The 14,725-nt window shown below is 67.4% G+C and carries 12 protein-coding genes and 1 riboswitch; of the genes, 3 read left to right on the forward strand and 9 right to left on the reverse strand.

The features are described 5' to 3' along the window. Position 1: 1 nt before the first annotated feature. Positions 2-2,284: a tetratricopeptide repeat protein gene (locus tag ACFWBU_RS08810; RefSeq protein ID WP_378528054.1), complete on the forward strand. Its 2,283-nt coding sequence runs from the start codon at positions 2-4 to the stop codon at positions 2,282-2,284. 53 nt (positions 2,285-2,337) lie between these two features. On the opposite strand, the gene ACFWBU_RS08815 is transcribed toward ACFWBU_RS08810, so the two are convergent. From ACFWBU_RS08815 to fgd, 3 genes are all read right to left on the reverse strand, one after another. Beyond that, positions 2,338-3,528, reverse strand: coding sequence for an acetate kinase (locus tag ACFWBU_RS08815; RefSeq protein ID WP_378528088.1), 1,191 nt, complete (start codon positions 3,526-3,528; stop codon positions 2,338-2,340). 14 nt (positions 3,529-3,542) lie between these two features. Then, complete coding sequence (gene pta / locus ACFWBU_RS08820; protein ID WP_169619174.1) at positions 3,543-5,627, reverse strand: phosphate acetyltransferase; 2,085 nt, start codon at positions 5,625-5,627, stop codon at positions 3,543-3,545. 68 nt (positions 5,628-5,695) lie between these two features. Further along, a complete protein-coding gene (gene fgd / locus ACFWBU_RS08825) occupies positions 5,696-6,709 on the reverse strand; it encodes a glucose-6-phosphate dehydrogenase (coenzyme-F420) (RefSeq protein WP_378528055.1) in 1,014 nt (337 codons plus the stop codon). A 518-nt stretch (positions 6,710-7,227) separates the two neighbouring features. Here fgd and ACFWBU_RS08830 point away from each other — a divergent pair. Next, positions 7,228-7,875, forward strand: a complete 648-nt coding sequence (locus ACFWBU_RS08830; protein ID WP_378528056.1) for a DUF998 domain-containing protein — start codon at positions 7,228-7,230, stop codon at positions 7,873-7,875. A 53-nt stretch (positions 7,876-7,928) separates the two neighbouring features. Then, positions 7,929-8,702 carry a sulfite exporter TauE/SafE family protein gene (locus tag ACFWBU_RS08835; protein WP_169619168.1) on the forward strand — a complete coding sequence of 258 codons (774 nt, stop codon included), beginning with the start codon at positions 7,929-7,931 and terminating at the stop codon, positions 8,700-8,702. Positions 8,703-8,724: 22 nt separating this feature from the next. On the opposite strand, the gene cobU is transcribed toward ACFWBU_RS08835, so the two are convergent. The 6 genes from cobU to ACFWBU_RS08865 form a co-directional block, all read right to left on the reverse strand. Further along, positions 8,725-10,062: a bifunctional adenosylcobinamide kinase/adenosylcobinamide-phosphate guanylyltransferase gene (gene cobU, locus ACFWBU_RS08840; RefSeq protein WP_378528089.1), complete on the reverse strand. Its 1,338-nt coding sequence runs from the start codon at positions 10,060-10,062 to the stop codon at positions 8,725-8,727. Next, positions 10,062-10,874 carry an ABC transporter ATP-binding protein gene (locus ACFWBU_RS08845; protein WP_169651354.1) on the reverse strand — a complete coding sequence of 271 codons (813 nt, stop codon included), beginning with the start codon at positions 10,872-10,874 and terminating at the stop codon, positions 10,062-10,064. Before ACFWBU_RS08845 ends, cobU begins: the two co-directional genes overlap by 1 nt. Beyond that, positions 10,874-11,833: a FecCD family ABC transporter permease gene (locus ACFWBU_RS08850; RefSeq protein ID WP_378528090.1), complete on the reverse strand. Its 960-nt coding sequence runs from the start codon at positions 11,831-11,833 to the stop codon at positions 10,874-10,876. The genes ACFWBU_RS08845 and ACFWBU_RS08850 overlap by 1 nt, the downstream gene beginning before the upstream one ends. Positions 11,834-11,895: 62 nt before the next feature. Next, on the reverse strand, positions 11,896-12,789 hold the full coding sequence (locus ACFWBU_RS08855; RefSeq protein WP_169619164.1) for an ABC transporter substrate-binding protein: 894 nt from the start codon (positions 12,787-12,789) through the stop codon (positions 11,896-11,898). Positions 12,790-12,876: 87 nt separating this feature from the next. Next, positions 12,877-13,027: riboswitch (cobalamin riboswitch) on the reverse strand. Positions 13,028-13,055: 28 nt separating this feature from the next. Next, positions 13,056-14,279, reverse strand: coding sequence for an O-succinylhomoserine sulfhydrylase (locus ACFWBU_RS08860; protein WP_169619162.1), 1,224 nt, complete (start codon positions 14,277-14,279; stop codon positions 13,056-13,058). Then, positions 14,276-14,686 carry a rhodanese-like domain-containing protein gene (locus ACFWBU_RS08865; RefSeq protein WP_169619159.1) on the reverse strand — a complete coding sequence of 137 codons (411 nt, stop codon included), beginning with the start codon at positions 14,684-14,686 and terminating at the stop codon, positions 14,276-14,278. The genes ACFWBU_RS08860 and ACFWBU_RS08865 overlap by 4 nt, the downstream gene beginning before the upstream one ends. Between the last annotated feature and the right edge of the window lie 39 nt (positions 14,687-14,725).

Consider the following 14,725-nt stretch of genomic DNA (forward strand, 5'->3'; position numbering starts at 1 on the left):
GATGTCCGCCAACCGCACGCCCGACGACGCAGACTCCGCTTCCACGAGCGCGCAGAGCGAGACCGCGCCGGGGCAGGGAACGCAGCGGGCCCCGCTCCCGGCCACGGGTCCGTCCGAGCGTTCGATTCCCTCTCAGCGTTCCTCGAGCCGGCGTACCCGGCCGCGCGGAACGGGCCGTCGCCGCATCGCAGGACTGGTCGACGTCCCGGTCGCTGCGCCACAGGACCCGATGCACGCCGTGCTGCGCACGCCGCATGTCGCGGAGGGGAAACGGTTCTGCTGGAAGTGCGGCGAACCGGTCGGGCGCAGCACACCGTCCGGCCCGGGACCGACAGCGGGCACCTGCCCGCGGTGCGGGTCGCCCTACTCCTTCACCCCTGTCCTGCAGCGCGGAGACCTCGTGGCGGGCCAGTACGAGATCCAAGGGTGCCTCGCGCACGGCGGGCTCGGCTGGATCTACCTCGCTGTGGACCGCAATGTCAGCGATCGGTGGGTTGTCCTCAAGGGTCTGCTGCACTCGGGTGATGCGGAGGCGCAAGCCGTCGCGGTCGCCGAGCAGCAATTCCTCGCGGAAGTCAGCCACCCGAGCATCGTGCGCATCTACAACTTCGTCGAGCACCCACTCCCCGACGGCACGCCGATGGGTTACATCGTCATGGAGTACGTCGGCGGGCACACGCTGAGGGAAGTCCTCGACACGTACTCGAAGCCACAACGGATGCCGGTGGAGCAGGCCATCGCCTACATGCTGGAAGTTCTTCCGGCGCTGCAGTATCTGCACGAGATCGGTCTCGTCTACAACGACCTCAAACCCGAGAACATCATGGTGACCGACGAGCAACTCGAACTGATCGACCTCGGCGCCGTGGCAGGCATCGAGGACTACGGGTACCTGTACGGCACCCCCGGATATCAAGCTCCCGAAATCGTGCGGACGGGTCCCACCGTCGCCAGCGACATCTACACCGTGGGCCGCACGCTCGCGGTACTCACCTTGGAAATGCCCTCGGAGAAGGGCCGGTACCTCGACGGACTGCCCACACCGGCAAAGGCTCCGTTGCTCGCCGAATTCGACTCGTTCCACCGCCTGCTCCTGCGCGCGACGAACGCGGATCCAGCCCTGCGGTTCTCGTCGGCCGACGAGGTTGCCGGCCAGCTCACCGGAGTGCTCCGTGAAATCCTGTCGCAGCAGACCCGCACCGAACATCCCGGGTTCTCCACGATGTTCAGCCCGCAACGCACGACCTTCGGCACCGACGAGGATGTGGCTCGCACCGACGCGCTCGCCGACGGAGTCGATCGTACGGTGGTGCTCTCCCCTCGCGCCGTCACAGCGGCGCTGCCCGTGCCGCTGCTCGACCCCGCGGATCCGAGTGCCGCCCTTCTCACCGCAGCCGTGCACAGCGAACCCCAGCAGACCCTCGACTCGTTGCGGCACGCCCGAGACAACGGACTCGAGCGCGTGTCCGGAACCACCGACGCCGCGTTCTCCCGCGAGATCACTCTCGCCGAAGTGCGGGCCAATGTGGATCTGGGGCGCGGCGAACAAGCCATCGAGATCCTCACCCGGCTCGAACGAGAGACCGGCGCCGATTGGCGTATCGACTGGTACGCCGGTAACGCTGCCCTGCTACAAGAAGACTACGAAGGCGCATTCGCCCGCTTCGATCGGGTGCTGCAGGCATTGCCGGGTGAACTCGCACCCAAACTCGCGCTGGCCGCCACCGCGGAATTGACGCTCGAACACTGGGAGAGCGATGATCCCGCGTCCTGGCGTGCCTTCTGCGAGAACTTCTACCGCACGGTGTGGCGCACCGATCACAGCGTGGTCAGTGCCGCCTTCGGCCTCGCCCGCCAACTCGCGGGCAGCGGCAGGACCGGCGACGCGGTCGACGTCCTCGACCAGGTTCCCCACACGTCACGACACCACAACGTCGCGAACATGACCGCAGCGCTGATCTTGCTGCGTCACGGCAACATCGACGAGCTGACCGATGCCGACCTCTTCGACGCCGCGAAGCGTGTGTCGTCGTTGCCCGCCGACGAGGGCCGCGCCCTGCAGATGCGCGCCCTGGTTCTCGGCACCGCCCTCGAATGGATCCGGGCCGGGCGATCCCCCCGGCGTGACCACGGCCGGATCCTCGACAGCCGGTTCACGGAGAACGGTCTGCGCCGCGGCACCGAAGCCGCCCTTCGCGAACTCGCCCGCAAGTGCCCCGAGCGCGCGCATCGCTACGTCCTGGTCGATCTCGCGAACGCCATCCGTCCCCGCAGCCTGATCTGACAGCGTTGTTGATCCGACACCGCTGTTGATCCGACGCCGCTGCTGGGCCTCCGTTACGCGAATTCCGCAGCGGCGCGGGCGATCGCGAGTTCCTCGTTCGTGGGGATGACCAAGACCTCGACCTCCGACTCGTCTGCGGAGATCCGCCGCTCCCCCTTACCGGGGGCTGCGTTGCGTTCGAGGTCGACGACGATGCCGAGCCGTTCCAGGCCCGCGAGCGCGTCACGCCGGACATCGACATTGTTCTCGCCTACGCCGGCGGTGAAGATGATCTGATCGGCGCCACCCAACTCGAAGACGTACGCACCGATGTACTTCCGCAACCGGTGCACATAGACGTCGTACGCGATCTTCGCGTCTTCGTCGCCTTCGTCGATGAGGTTCAGCAGCGCGCGAAAGTCGTTGACACCGGAGAGACCGCGGAGTCCGGAGCGCCGGTTGAGCAGGTCGTCGATCGCGTCGACCTTCATTCCCGCGACCCGATTGAGGTGCATGACGACGCCGGCGTCGATATCGCCCGTTCGCGTACCCATGACGAGGCCCTCGAGAGGAGTCAGCCCCATCGACGTATCGATGGGACGGCCACCTTCGATGGCCGACGCGGATGCGCCGTTGCCGAGATGCAGCACGATCTGGTTCAGTTCGGCCTGGTCGCGACCGGTGAACGCTGCCGCGCGCTGTGAGACGTATTCGTGCGACGTTCCGTGGAAGCCGTATTTCCGGATGTCGTGCTCGCGAGCGATGTTCCGCTCGAGCGCGTACGTGGCGGCCGCTGCCGGCAGCGCATGGAAGAACGCGGTGTCGAAGACCGCGACGTGCGGGATGTCGGGCAGTTCCTCGCGCGCGACCTCCATCCCGATGGCGTTCGCCGGATTGTGCAGGGGCGCGAGGATGGACAACTCGGCCACGGCCTTCACCACGTCGTCGTCGACGAGGGCAGGTTCGTGGAACACTGTGCCGCCGTGAACAACCCGATGCCCGACGGCTGCGATACCGGCTTCCTGCAGCGGCCTGCCCAGCGTCTCGAGCATGTCCAGCACCGTGCGTAAGCCGGCCCGATGGTCGCGGATCTCGCCCACCCGCTCCTCGGTTCCGGTGGTGTGGTGGAAGATGATCCGCCCCTCCGGCTCGCCGATGCGCTCGATGAGTCCGTGCGCTACAGCTTCACCGCTTTCGGGGTGAATGAGCTGGAACTTGATCGACGACGAACCCGAATTGAGTACCAAGACGGTCCCCTCGGTCAACGAGGTGGATGTGCTCACGATTCTTCTCCCTGCGCCTGAATTGCCGTGATCGCGATGGTGTTGACGATGTCCTGGACCAACGCCCCGCGCGACAGATCGTTGACCGGCTTGTTCAGCCCCTGCAGCACCGGCCCGATCGCGACGGCTCCGGCACTGCGTTGCACCGCCTTGTAGGTGTTGTTGCCGGTATTGAGGTCAGGGAAGATGAACACCGTGGCTCGCCCGGCTACCTCCGAATCGGGAAGCTTCGCGCTCGCGACGGTCGGTTCGATCGCCGCGTCGTACTGGATCGGCCCTTCCACCGCGAGGTCCGGGCGGCGCTCCCGGACGAGGGCCGTGGCGGTGCGCACCTTGTCGACATCCGCGCCCGAACCCGATTCTCCGGTCGAATACGACAGCATTGCGATACGTGGTTCGATTCCGAATTTCGCCGCCGTCGCCGACGACGAGATGGCGATGTCCGCAAGCTGGTCGGCGGTGGGCGCGGGTACGACTGCACAGTCGCCGTACGCGAGGACCCGGTCGGACAGGCACATCAGGAAGATGCTCGACACCGTCGACACTCCGGGCTCGGTCTTGATGATCTCGAACGACGGGCGGATGGTGTGCGCGGTGGTGTGCGCGGCGCCGGACACCATTCCGTCGGCCAGTCCGAAATGCACCATCATCGTTCCGAAATACGAGACGTCCCGCATTATTTCGGTCGCGCGGTCGAGAGTCATGCCCTTGTGCTGACGAAGCTTGTGGTACTCCTCGGCGAAGCGTTCGCCGAGTTCGGATGTGCGCGGATCGATGATCTGCGCACCGGAAATGTCCACTCCGAGCTGGGCAGCGCGCTGCCGGACCGCGGGCTCGTCACCGAGAATCGTGAGATCCGCGATGTGCCGTTGCAGTACCCGCCCCGCAGCCCGCAGGATGCGGTCGTCCTCGCCTTCGGGAAGCACGATGTGCCGTGGTGCACTGCGGGCACGGTCGATGAGCTGATACTCGAACATCTGCGGAGTGGTGACCGAGAGCCGGGGCAGCCGCAACCGTTCCAGCAGCGCGGCAGTGTCGACGTGCTGTTCGACGAGAGCGAGCGCGGTGTCGATCTTGCGCTGCGCGCCGAGCGCCATGCGTCCTCGGGTGCGGTCCGCTGCCGAAGCGGTATCGAAGGTTCCGAGGTCGGTGGTGAGGATCGGCAGATTCGAGCCGAGACCGGACAGGAGCTGGGCGATGGCGGGGTGCGGAAGCAGTCCGCCGTTCATGATGATGCCCGACAGCGTCGGAAAGCCATCTGCCGCATTGGCGTTGACGAGCGTCAGGATGACGTCCGAGCGGTCCGCCGGTGCGATGACGACGACACCCTCGGTGATGCGTTCGAGAATGCGTTCGGCGGTCATGCCGCCGACCATGATGCGTAGTGCTTCCCGCTGCAGCAGGTCGGGGTCGCCGCTGTAGAGCTTGCCGCCGATCGCGGTCTGCAGTTCGGCGACGGTCGGTGCGTTGAGAATCGGCACTTCCGGCAGGGTCCATACCGGTTCCTTCCGGCCGCCGAGTGCGGCAGCGACCTCCTCGAGCGCCTCCGGTGGACACCGGTTCACGACGATGGCGCTCAGGTGCGCGTGGTGGAACGCGAGTTCGCTCGCGCACAGGTCGGCGAGGTGTGCGATCTCCTCGGGGGTGCGGCGCGCGCCGCGGAGCACCAACAGCACGGGCGCGTCGAGGTTGGCGGCGATGCGTGCGTTGTAGGCGAGTTCGCTGGGGTTGGCGATTTCGGTGAAGTCGCTGCCGACGACCACCACGGCGTCGCACCGGTCGGCGACGGCGTGGTACTTGGTCACGATGTCGCCGAGCGCCGCCTCGGGGTTGGCGTGCACTTCGTCGTAGGTCACGCCGACGCAGTCGTCGTAGCTGAGATCCGCGGTGGTGCGCTCGAGCAGCAGTTCCAGGATGTGGTCGGTGTCGCTGTCGGATCGAGCGATGGGCCGGAAGACGCCGACACGGGCGGTGGAAGCACACAATGTCTGCAGCAAGCCCAGGGCCACCGTCGACTTCCCGGTGTCGCCTTCCGGGGCTGCGATGTAGATGCTCGATACGGAATCTTCAGCAGCACTCATGGTTGCCACCCTAGTGCGGGGTGTCCCCGGAGAGAGGACACCCCGCGTCTACTCGCGTGGGAAACCGGTCAGGCGAGTGCGCGCAACCGCGGCGCCAAATCCCGCTCGAACAACTCCAAAAACCGCTTCTGATCATGACCCGGCGCATGAAACACCAGATGATTCAACCCCGCATCCACATACGCCCGCACCAACTCCACCGCCTCATCCGGATCCGACGCCACAATCCACCGCTTCGCGACCTGCTCGATCGGCAACGCATCCGCTGCCGCCTCCATCTCCATCGGATCATCGATGCTGTGCTTCTGCTCCGGCGTCAACGACAACGGCGCCCAGAACCGGGTGTTCTCCAACGCCAACTCCGGATCGGTGTCGTACGAAATCTTGATCTCGATCATCTTGTCGATCCCCACCACATCACGCCCGGCCTTCGCCGCACCCTCCGCCACCGCCGGCAACAACTTCTCCGTATACAACTCCATGCCCTTACCCGACGTGCAGATGAACCCATCCCCCGCCCGGCCCGCATACCGCGCCACCACCGGACCACCCGCCGCCACATACACCGGAACCCCACCCTCGGGCACGTCGTAGATCGACGCGCCCTTCGTCGAATAGAACTCCCCCTCGAAATCGACCCGATCTCCCAGCCACAACTGCCGCATCAACGCCACCGACTCACGAAGACGCGCGAACCGCTCCTTGAACTCCGGCCATTCACCGGCATAGCCGGTGGCGATCTCGTTGAGTGCTTCACCGGTCCCCACGCCCAAGAACACCCGCCCCGGATACAGACACCCCATCGTCGCGAACGCCTGCGCGATCACCGCCGGGTTGTACCGGAACGTCGGAGTCAGCACCGACGTCCCCAACTGCAACCGCTCGGTGCGCTCGCCCACCGCGGTCATCCACGCCAGCGAGAACGGGGCATGCCCACCGTTGTGCCGCCACGGCTGGAAATGATCCGACACCGTCGCCGAATCCATCCCGTGCGCCTCGGCGAGCACCCCGAGTTCGACCAGCTCACGCGGCCCGAACTGCTCCGCCGACGCCTTGTATCCCAGCTTCAGTTCCTGTGCCACCGAAATCCTCCGACCGTCGTAGTGCAACTTCCCCCGAGTATGCCCCTCCGGTCGAGACCGGTGCGGTGCCCGAAACGCCCCGTGGAAGCCGAATGCCGGTCAGGCGGCGCGGTGAGGCGGTGCGGGAAAGCGCGAGGATCCCGTCAACCCTGGCGTCGAAGCCCGGAGCCTGCACTCCCGGTTGCTGCACACCGCGACTCGAGGCGAGCCGTACGGCACGGGCAGCGTCGCCGGAGCGAGACAACGGTCGATGGGAACATGCTGTGGTAGCAAGCTTTACGGCGAGCACGCTGTGCGACAGCGAGAAAGGGCCGGCGTCCGGGCCGCGAGGTTGCCGCCCGGTACGACCCGAGACGATCAGGAGGAACTGGGGTGCTCGTGCCGCTCGGCACCGCGCTGTTTCCTTCGCACCCAGTCGTTCGGCGAGCACCGCCGTATCGACGGCTTGGCGATTTCGAGCCTCGCGGAACATTCCAATCCGGCGCCGCGGAAGCCGCTGGTGCGCAACGATGGAGCACGTGGGCAGCGTCGAACGAGTATCGATCACCGCGTCCGGGCCGGGCCGCGCGTATCGCGGGGCACCCTGGTGGGCAGTGGCTTCGGCCGTGCTCGCCCCGGTTGCACTGACCGCGGGCTGGGTTGTCGCGGGCACGGTACAACCCCCGGAGTACAGCGCTGTGCGGCAGAGCCTGAGCGCGCTCGCCGGGCACGGTGGAGCCGAACGCTGGATCATGACGACATCGCTGTTCGTGCTCGGCGCGTGCCATGTGATCACTGCGCTCGGACTGAGTGCCTTGCGTCCCGCCGCACGACTGGTCCTCGGCGGCGCGGGGATCTCCGGGATCGCTCTCGCGGCACTTCCGCAACCGGCGAACGGGTCTGCCACGTCGCACGTGGTCAGTGTCGTCATCGGCTCGATCCTGATCGCGACATTCCCCGCGTTCGTCGGGTCTCGCAGCCGTCCGCAGTCGTTCGCATTGAGCGTCCGCGGATCGGCGATCGCGACCGCGGTGTTCGTGGCCCTGACCGTGGCGTTCCTGATCTCGGCGCAGGGCGGGCAGTATTTCGGGCTGGTCGAGCGGGTGGGCTTGACGCCCGAGACGATATGGCCCCTTGTCGTCGTCCTCGCCTTGCGGCGTAGTGCGCGCCAGGATGCAGGCACCTAGAGCGACCGGAAGCCGCCTCGACCCTGTCCCGGGGTCTCCGTAGACTCCGAGCAGTGACGCCGCTGGAGTTGTTTCTCGTTGCCCTCGCCGGACTCGGCGCCGGTGCGATCAACTCGCTGGTCGGCTCAGGAACCCTCATCACCTTCCCGACCCTCGTTGCGTTCGGCGTGCCGCCCGTCACCGCGACGATGTCGAACGCGATCGGACTCGTCGCGGGCGGTGTGTCGGGAACGTGGGGTTATCGGCGCGAGTTACGCGGCCAGTGGCCGACGTTGCGATGGCAGATCCCCGCGTCGGTCAGCGGCGCGCTGATCGGGTCGTGGCTTCTGCTGCATCTGCCGGAGACGGTGTTCGAGACCGTCGTTCCGGTCCTGCTGGTCCTGGCACTCGTCCTCGTCGTGCTGCAACCGCAGATCCAGAAGTGGGTACTGCGGCGAACCGACGCCGACCCGGAAGCCCGGATCGGTCCGGTGCGGATGAGTCTGCTCGTGGCGGGCACTTTCGCTGTCGGCATCTACGGCGGATACTTCACCGCCGCGCAGGGAATTCTGCTGATGGGCTTGTTCGGCGCTCTGCTCACCGAACACATCCAACGGCAGAACGCCGCGAAGAATCTGCTCTCGCTGCTCGTCAACATCGTCGCGGCCACCGCATACATTCTCGTGGCGTTCGAGCGCATCGACTGGACGGTGGTCGTATTGATCGCCGTGGGTTCGCTGATCGGCGGAGACCTCGGTGCCCGGTACGGTCGGCGTATGTCCCCCACCGTGTTACGGGCGGTCATCGTCGCAGTGGGGCTCATCGGCCTGTACCGGTTGCTCGCCTGAGGCACAGGCCCGGTCGCGGGGATCAGCGCAACGTCAGCGGTATCCCGGCCACGACGAGCGTGACACTGTCCGAGACTGCCGCCACCGCGGCATTGAGACGCCCGAGAGTGTCGCGGAACAGCCGTCCCGAGGCACTGGCCGGGACCACACCACTGCCCACCTCGTTGCTCACGGCGACCACCGGCACCCGGCATCGCCGCCACGCGTCGAGGAGTTCGGCGATGTCGGCGTCGACCGCCCCCATGTCGCCGCCGTTCCATACGTCGTGCAGATCCATTCGTGCGGTGAGCCAGGTGCCGAGGCAGTCGACCAACAGCGGATCGGTAGCCGCGCGCAGCACGCCGCTCACATCGGATGTCTCCACCGTCGACCACGATTCGGGCCGCCGCTCGCGATGCAGGGCAACCCGTTGCGCCCATTCCTCGTCGCCTGCGCGGGTCCCGCCGGTCGCGACGTAGGTGACGGCGGCGTGCGAAGCGAACAGTTCTTCCGCGTGCCGTGACTTTCCGGAGCGCACGCCCCCGAGCACCAGGGTCCGGTGCGGCGGCGCGGTGGCGTCCCCCACGCGCACCTCCTCGCCGTCGATACCGGGCCTGGCCCCATACTCCCGCAACCGCTTGCGCAGGGCGGTGATCGGCGGGTTGTGGTGGCCGAGGTGCACCGCCACCACGTCCGTCGCGTCGGTCACGGCATCGCACCTGCGCAGAGCCGCGACGGTGTCCCGGAATTCGGGCAGTCCGTGGTGCCCTTGCCCCAACTCCGATCGGTCACCGAATGTTTCTTCGAGGAAGACGGCATCGAACCGCGCACCGCGCACCGCGTCGAACCAGCCGTCCGGGAGCGGGCCGGTGTCGCACGCCCACAGGATGCGGGAACCGTCCGGACCGGTGACGTCGTAGAGCACCGCATCACCGTCGCGGAACACGCGATGTCGTGCGGGAAGAACCCGCACCGCATACCCGCCGACGGTGAGCGCGTCGCCCGCCCGGACCGGTACGAAGCGCACCGGATCGTCCGGGCCCGCCCACTGCCGGCACGTGTCGACCGCGTCCGCCGGTCCCACGACCTCGAGCACGTGACCCGCATCGACCCACGAGCGGAACAACAGTGCCTGCGGCCCGAGGTGGTCGGTGTGCGCGTGGGTGAGCAGGATGTGACGCACACCCGCCAAGGTCCTGCCGAAACATACTGCGGCGCGGGGAGCTTCGGGTCCGCAGTCGAGCATGAGCACGTCGTCGATGAGCGCGGCCGTTTGGCCGCGGATCTCACCGCGGCGTGCGGCATCCGTGCAGGACTCGCAGGCACAGAAAGGATTCGGCCAGCCGTCCGCGGCACCGGTGCCCAGCAGCAGTACGTCCATCATGCGTCCTTCCACGGATCACGAAGCGGGAGAACGGCGCGGCCGGCCGGACGGTCGAGGACCTCGACCCGCGCCCCGTAGACCTGGCCGATCCGGTCGACCGTGAGCACCTCGGCGGGCGGCCCGTCGGCGACGACCCGGCCGCGGTCGAGAAGGACGAGCCTGTCACCGTACTGCGCCGCCGAGGTCAGATCGTGCATGGCGGCGATCACCGTCAGCTCGCCTTCGGTGCGCATGGAGTCCACGAGTTCGAGTACCTGCTGTTGGTGCCCGATGTCGAGCGCGCTGGTGGGTTCGTCGAGCAGCAGCACCTGTGGTTCCTGTGCCAGTGCGCGAGCGAGGACCACGCGCTGGAGTTCACCCCCGGACAGATCCGTCGCGAATCGGCGTGTGAACGGCTCGAGTTCGAGGCGCTCGATGACCCGGTCCACCACCGCGCGGTCGTGTCCCGTTTCCGAGCCGAACCGTGCGATGTGCGGTGTGCGGCCGAGCCGGACGAGTTCTTCGACGGTGACACCCTCGGGAACCACGGGGCGCTGGGGCATCAGCGCGACCGCGCGCGCCGTTGCGCGCCGGCCGCCCCGGCCGGGCGTCACGGACGCCACCCGCACGTGCCCCGTCGAGGGAACGAGTCCCGCGAGAACGTGCAACAACGTGGTCTTACCGGACCCGTTGGGTCCGACGAGCGACACCCACGCGCCGGTCGCCACGGTGAGATCGACGTCGTGGAGCACGTCCACGCCGCCGCGTGCAGCCCCGACACCGCGGCACGTGACGGCGGTGGACGCGAGCGATTCGAGATCGGCGGGCATCATGCACCTCGGCTTCGTCTGAGTACGACGAGGAAGAACGGCGCACCGATCGCGGCGGTGACCACCCCGATGGGCAGCTCCGACGGCGACATGACGCTGCGGGCGAGCACATCGGCGAGGACGAGGAACGTGGCCCCGACCATCAGCGACAACGGCAGCAGCATGCGGTGACCGGGGCCGACGAGCAACCGGACCGCGTGCGGCACCACGATGCCGACGAACCCGATCAGTCCGCTCGCCGAAACCACGGCGGCGGTGCCGAGTGTCGCGACGCAGACCAACAACAGCCGGACACGAGCCGGATGGATCCCGAGGCTGGCGGCCTCGACGTCGCCGACCGCCATGACGTCGAGGGTGCGCCGGTGCAGTGCGATGACGGCGACCGCGACCACCACGTACGGCAGGACGACGACGACATCGGACCACCCGTCGGTGGACAACCGCCCGAGCATCCAGGAGTACACCTGACGCAAGGTGTCGTCGTGCAGTTGCATGAAGAACGTCTGGATGGCATTCGCGAACGCCGCGACCGCCACGCCCGCGAGGATGACGACGACTTCGGAACGCACCCCGCCGACCGAGCGGCCGAGGGCATACGTCGCACCGACCGCCAGCAGGCCGCCGGCGAACGCTGCGATCGGAACCCCGGCAAACCCTGCGGCGCCTCCGACCACGATCGCGAGTGTCGCGCCGAGGCCCGCCCCGCTCGACACCCCGAGCAGGTAGGGGTCGGCCAGGGGATTGCGGAAGACGCCCTGGTACGCCGCTCCGGCGACGGCGAGCATGGCTCCGACGAGAACCCCCAGCACCACGCGCGGCATGCGGATGTTCCAGAGGATCGCCTGTTGCCGCGTCGAGAGCCCGGAATCGACGTCGACGAACGGCAACCGGTCGGCGATGTCGAGAAGGACCGCCTGTGGCGTGAGTCCCGCCGGACCGACGAGGATGCTCACCAGCATGGCGGCGAGGAGAACGACCGCCGCGCCACCCAGCACGAGGGCGCGACGACGCGGGGTCGTGATCAAGACGCGGGCTGGGCCGCTGGGATCCCGGTGACGATCCGGGCGACATCCCGCATCAAGTCCACGACGCGCGGCCCCCAGCGGCTGGCGATGTCCTCGTCGAGGACGTAGACGTGCCCGTCACGGACCGCCGTGAGCTCGCCCCATCCTGCTCGCTCCGCCACATTCTCGGGCGTGACGCCGCAGCACTGGCCGTCGGCGAGGAAGACGATGTCGGGGTTCTCTTCGAGGATGAACTCGGCCGACAGTTGCGGATACCCGTTGCCGCCGGTCGCGATCGAGGTGAGACCGAGCATGGAAAAGATCTCGCCGATGTAGGTGTCGTCCGTGACGGAGTAGTAGGTGTTGTCGAGTTCGTGGTAATAGCGAAGCGGGACTTGACGTTCGGGCAGTCCGGCGAGGATCTCGTCGACCTCGCTCCTCATCTGCGCGACCAGTTCGGCCGCGTCTGCGACGTGCCCGGTGGCCGCACCGACCTGCTCGAGCTGGGCGTAGGTGTCGTCGAGGGTGAGCGCCGCGGGCAGAATCAGGGTCTCGACGCCGGCCTGCTCGAGTCCGGCGACGAGATCCGCGGTGTCCGCGTTGGCGACCACCAGATCGGGTTCGTAACCGAGGATCGCCTCGACGTTCGGGGTGTACCCGGACAGATCGGTGACCGGTACGCCGGCCGGATGGTCGGATTGGTCGTCGACGGCGATCACCTGGTCGCCGGCGCCGACGGCGTACAGCATTTCGGTACTGACGGGACTCAGGGACACGATCGCCTGGGGACTTCCGGCTCCGGCGGTGTCGTGGTTGTCATGGTTGGCGGCGTCGTCGGCGCCGCACGCCGTGGCCAGCAGAGCGCACGCGGTGATTCCGGCAGCGAGCAGCCGGTGGGATACGAGGGGCACAGCCATCCTCCGTAACTCGGAGGACGAAAACAGTACGGCTGCAACATCGTCAGTTGCGGCACGAGACCGTCCTTCGTCCGAGGACCAGTACGTGCCCGCTGCGCCGGCTGACCTGGCTTCCCCGGCACGATCGCCGGAGTTCACAGTTGCGGGGACAGCGCCGGATTTTCACCGGCTTCACCGTAACGCTGCGGGTGCCCTGCCCGACTGGCAGAGCACCCGCAGCGTAACCCACAGCGTTTCCGGGCCGGAAGAGTGCTCTCGGGTCAGGAGAGCGCCTGCTCGAGGTCTTCGAGCAGATCCTCGGGGTCCTCGAGTCCCACCGAGAGGCGCACGACCCCGTCGGACAGGCCGATCGCGGCGCGCCCCTCCGGGCCCATCGCCCGGTGGGTGGTGGTCGCGGGGTGGGTGATGAGGGACTTGGAATCGCCGAGGTTGTTCGAGATGTCCACGATGCGCAGCTTGTTGAGCAGCTCGAACGCGCGCTTCTTGCCTTCGCCCTCGGGAGCGTCGAGCTCGAACGTGAGGATCGTGCCACCGCCACTCATCTGCGACCGCGCGAGGTCGTGCTGCGGATGCGACTCCAGGTACGGGTACTTGACCCAGCGCACCTTGTCCTGCGTCTCGAGGAACTGGCCCAGGCGCAGCGCCGAATCGACCGCGGCGCGCACCCGGACCGGCATCGTTTCCAGGCCTTTGAGCAGCGTCCACGCATTGAACGGGCTCAGCGCCGGACCGGTGTGACGAATGAGCTTCTGCACGGGTCCGTCGATGTAGTCCGCGGGTCCGAGGATGGCACCGCCGAGCACTCTGCCCTGGCCGTCGATGTGCTTGGTGCCCGAGTAGACCACGATGTCGGCACCGAGATCGATGCTGCGTTGCAGGAGAGGAGTGGCGAATACGTTGTCCAGCACCACTTTTGCCCCGGCAGCGTGCGCCATCTCGGAGACGGCCCGCACGTCGACGAGGGTCTGCATCGGGTTCGAGGGAGTCTCGAAGAACACCGCGGTCGTGGGGACGGACAATGCCTGTTCCCATTGATCGAGGTCTTCGCCGTCGACGAACACCGTCTCCACACCCCATCGGGGCAGGATCTCGTTGCACACGACGAAGCAGGATCCGAAAAGGCTGCGGGCGGCGACGAGCCGATCCCCCTTGCCCAGAAGAGCCGCGAGTGCGGTGAAGACGGCGGACATGCCCGACGCCGTGGCGTAGGCGCCTTCGGCACCGTCGAGCAGTCGTAGCCGCTCCTCGAACATCTTCACGGTCGGATTGCCGTACCGCGAGTACACGAAGTGGTCGACCTCGCCGGTGAACGCCGCTTCGGCGGCCTCCGCCGATTCGTACACGAATCCGGAGTTGAGGTAGAGCGCCTCGGACGTCTCCTCGAACCCCGAACGCAGGGTGCCACCCCGCACGCCCAGCGTGGCAGGACGCACGTTGTCGGGAAGCCGGCGCTCGAATGCGCCGCCCTTGGGGATGGAGCTCACGATTGCCTCCACGGCAGGCCCACTGCCCGCCAGCCCTGAGCTCCGCGATGCCCGTCGGCGTCGAGCGCTCCCTCGAATCCGTCGAGGATGTTGTACGCGGGGGTCACGCCCGCCGCGGTAGCCGCCTCGGCGGCACCTATCGAGCGTTGCCCCGAGCGACACAGGAATATCACCGGACCACCGGAGACGCCGGCTTTCGCCAGGTCGTCCACGAACGTTCGGTTCGGGGCACCGTCGGGATAGCGAACCCATTCGACGAAGACGGTTCGGCGGCCGATGGGCGAGGTCTCGGGGACCCCGACGTACTTCCACTCGGCGTCGGTACGAACATCGACGAGCACGGCATCCGGGTTTTCCCGCAGGAGCTCCCAAGCTTCCTGCGGCGTTATATCACCTGCGTAGCTCACCACGACATGTTTTCACAGGTCACGGCGTGGCGCGCAAGC

The organism is Rhodococcus sp. NPDC060084, from assembly GCF_042730335.1.
Taxonomy (GTDB): Bacteria; Actinomycetota; Actinomycetes; order Mycobacteriales; family Mycobacteriaceae; genus Rhodococcus.

What these genes read in the sequence shown, in the direction of transcription:
- ACFWBU_RS08810 (WP_378528054.1), top strand. Translation starts at nt 2, where the DNA reads ATGTCCGCCAACCGCACGCCCGACGACGCAGACTCCGCTTCCACGAGC.
- pta (WP_169619174.1), bottom strand. Translation starts at nt 5,627, where the DNA reads ATGAGTGCTGCTGAAGATTCCGTATCGAGCATCTACATCGCAGCCCCG.
- cobU (WP_378528089.1), bottom strand. Translation starts at nt 10,062, where the DNA reads ATGGACGTACTGCTGCTGGGCACCGGTGCCGCGGACGGCTGGCCGAAT.
- ACFWBU_RS08845 (WP_169651354.1), bottom strand. Translation starts at nt 10,874, where the DNA reads ATGCCCGCCGATCTCGAATCGCTCGCGTCCACCGCCGTCACGTGCCGC.
- ACFWBU_RS08850 (WP_378528090.1), bottom strand. Translation starts at nt 11,833, where the DNA reads ATGCTGGTGAGCATCCTCGTCGGTCCGGCGGGACTCACGCCACAGGCG.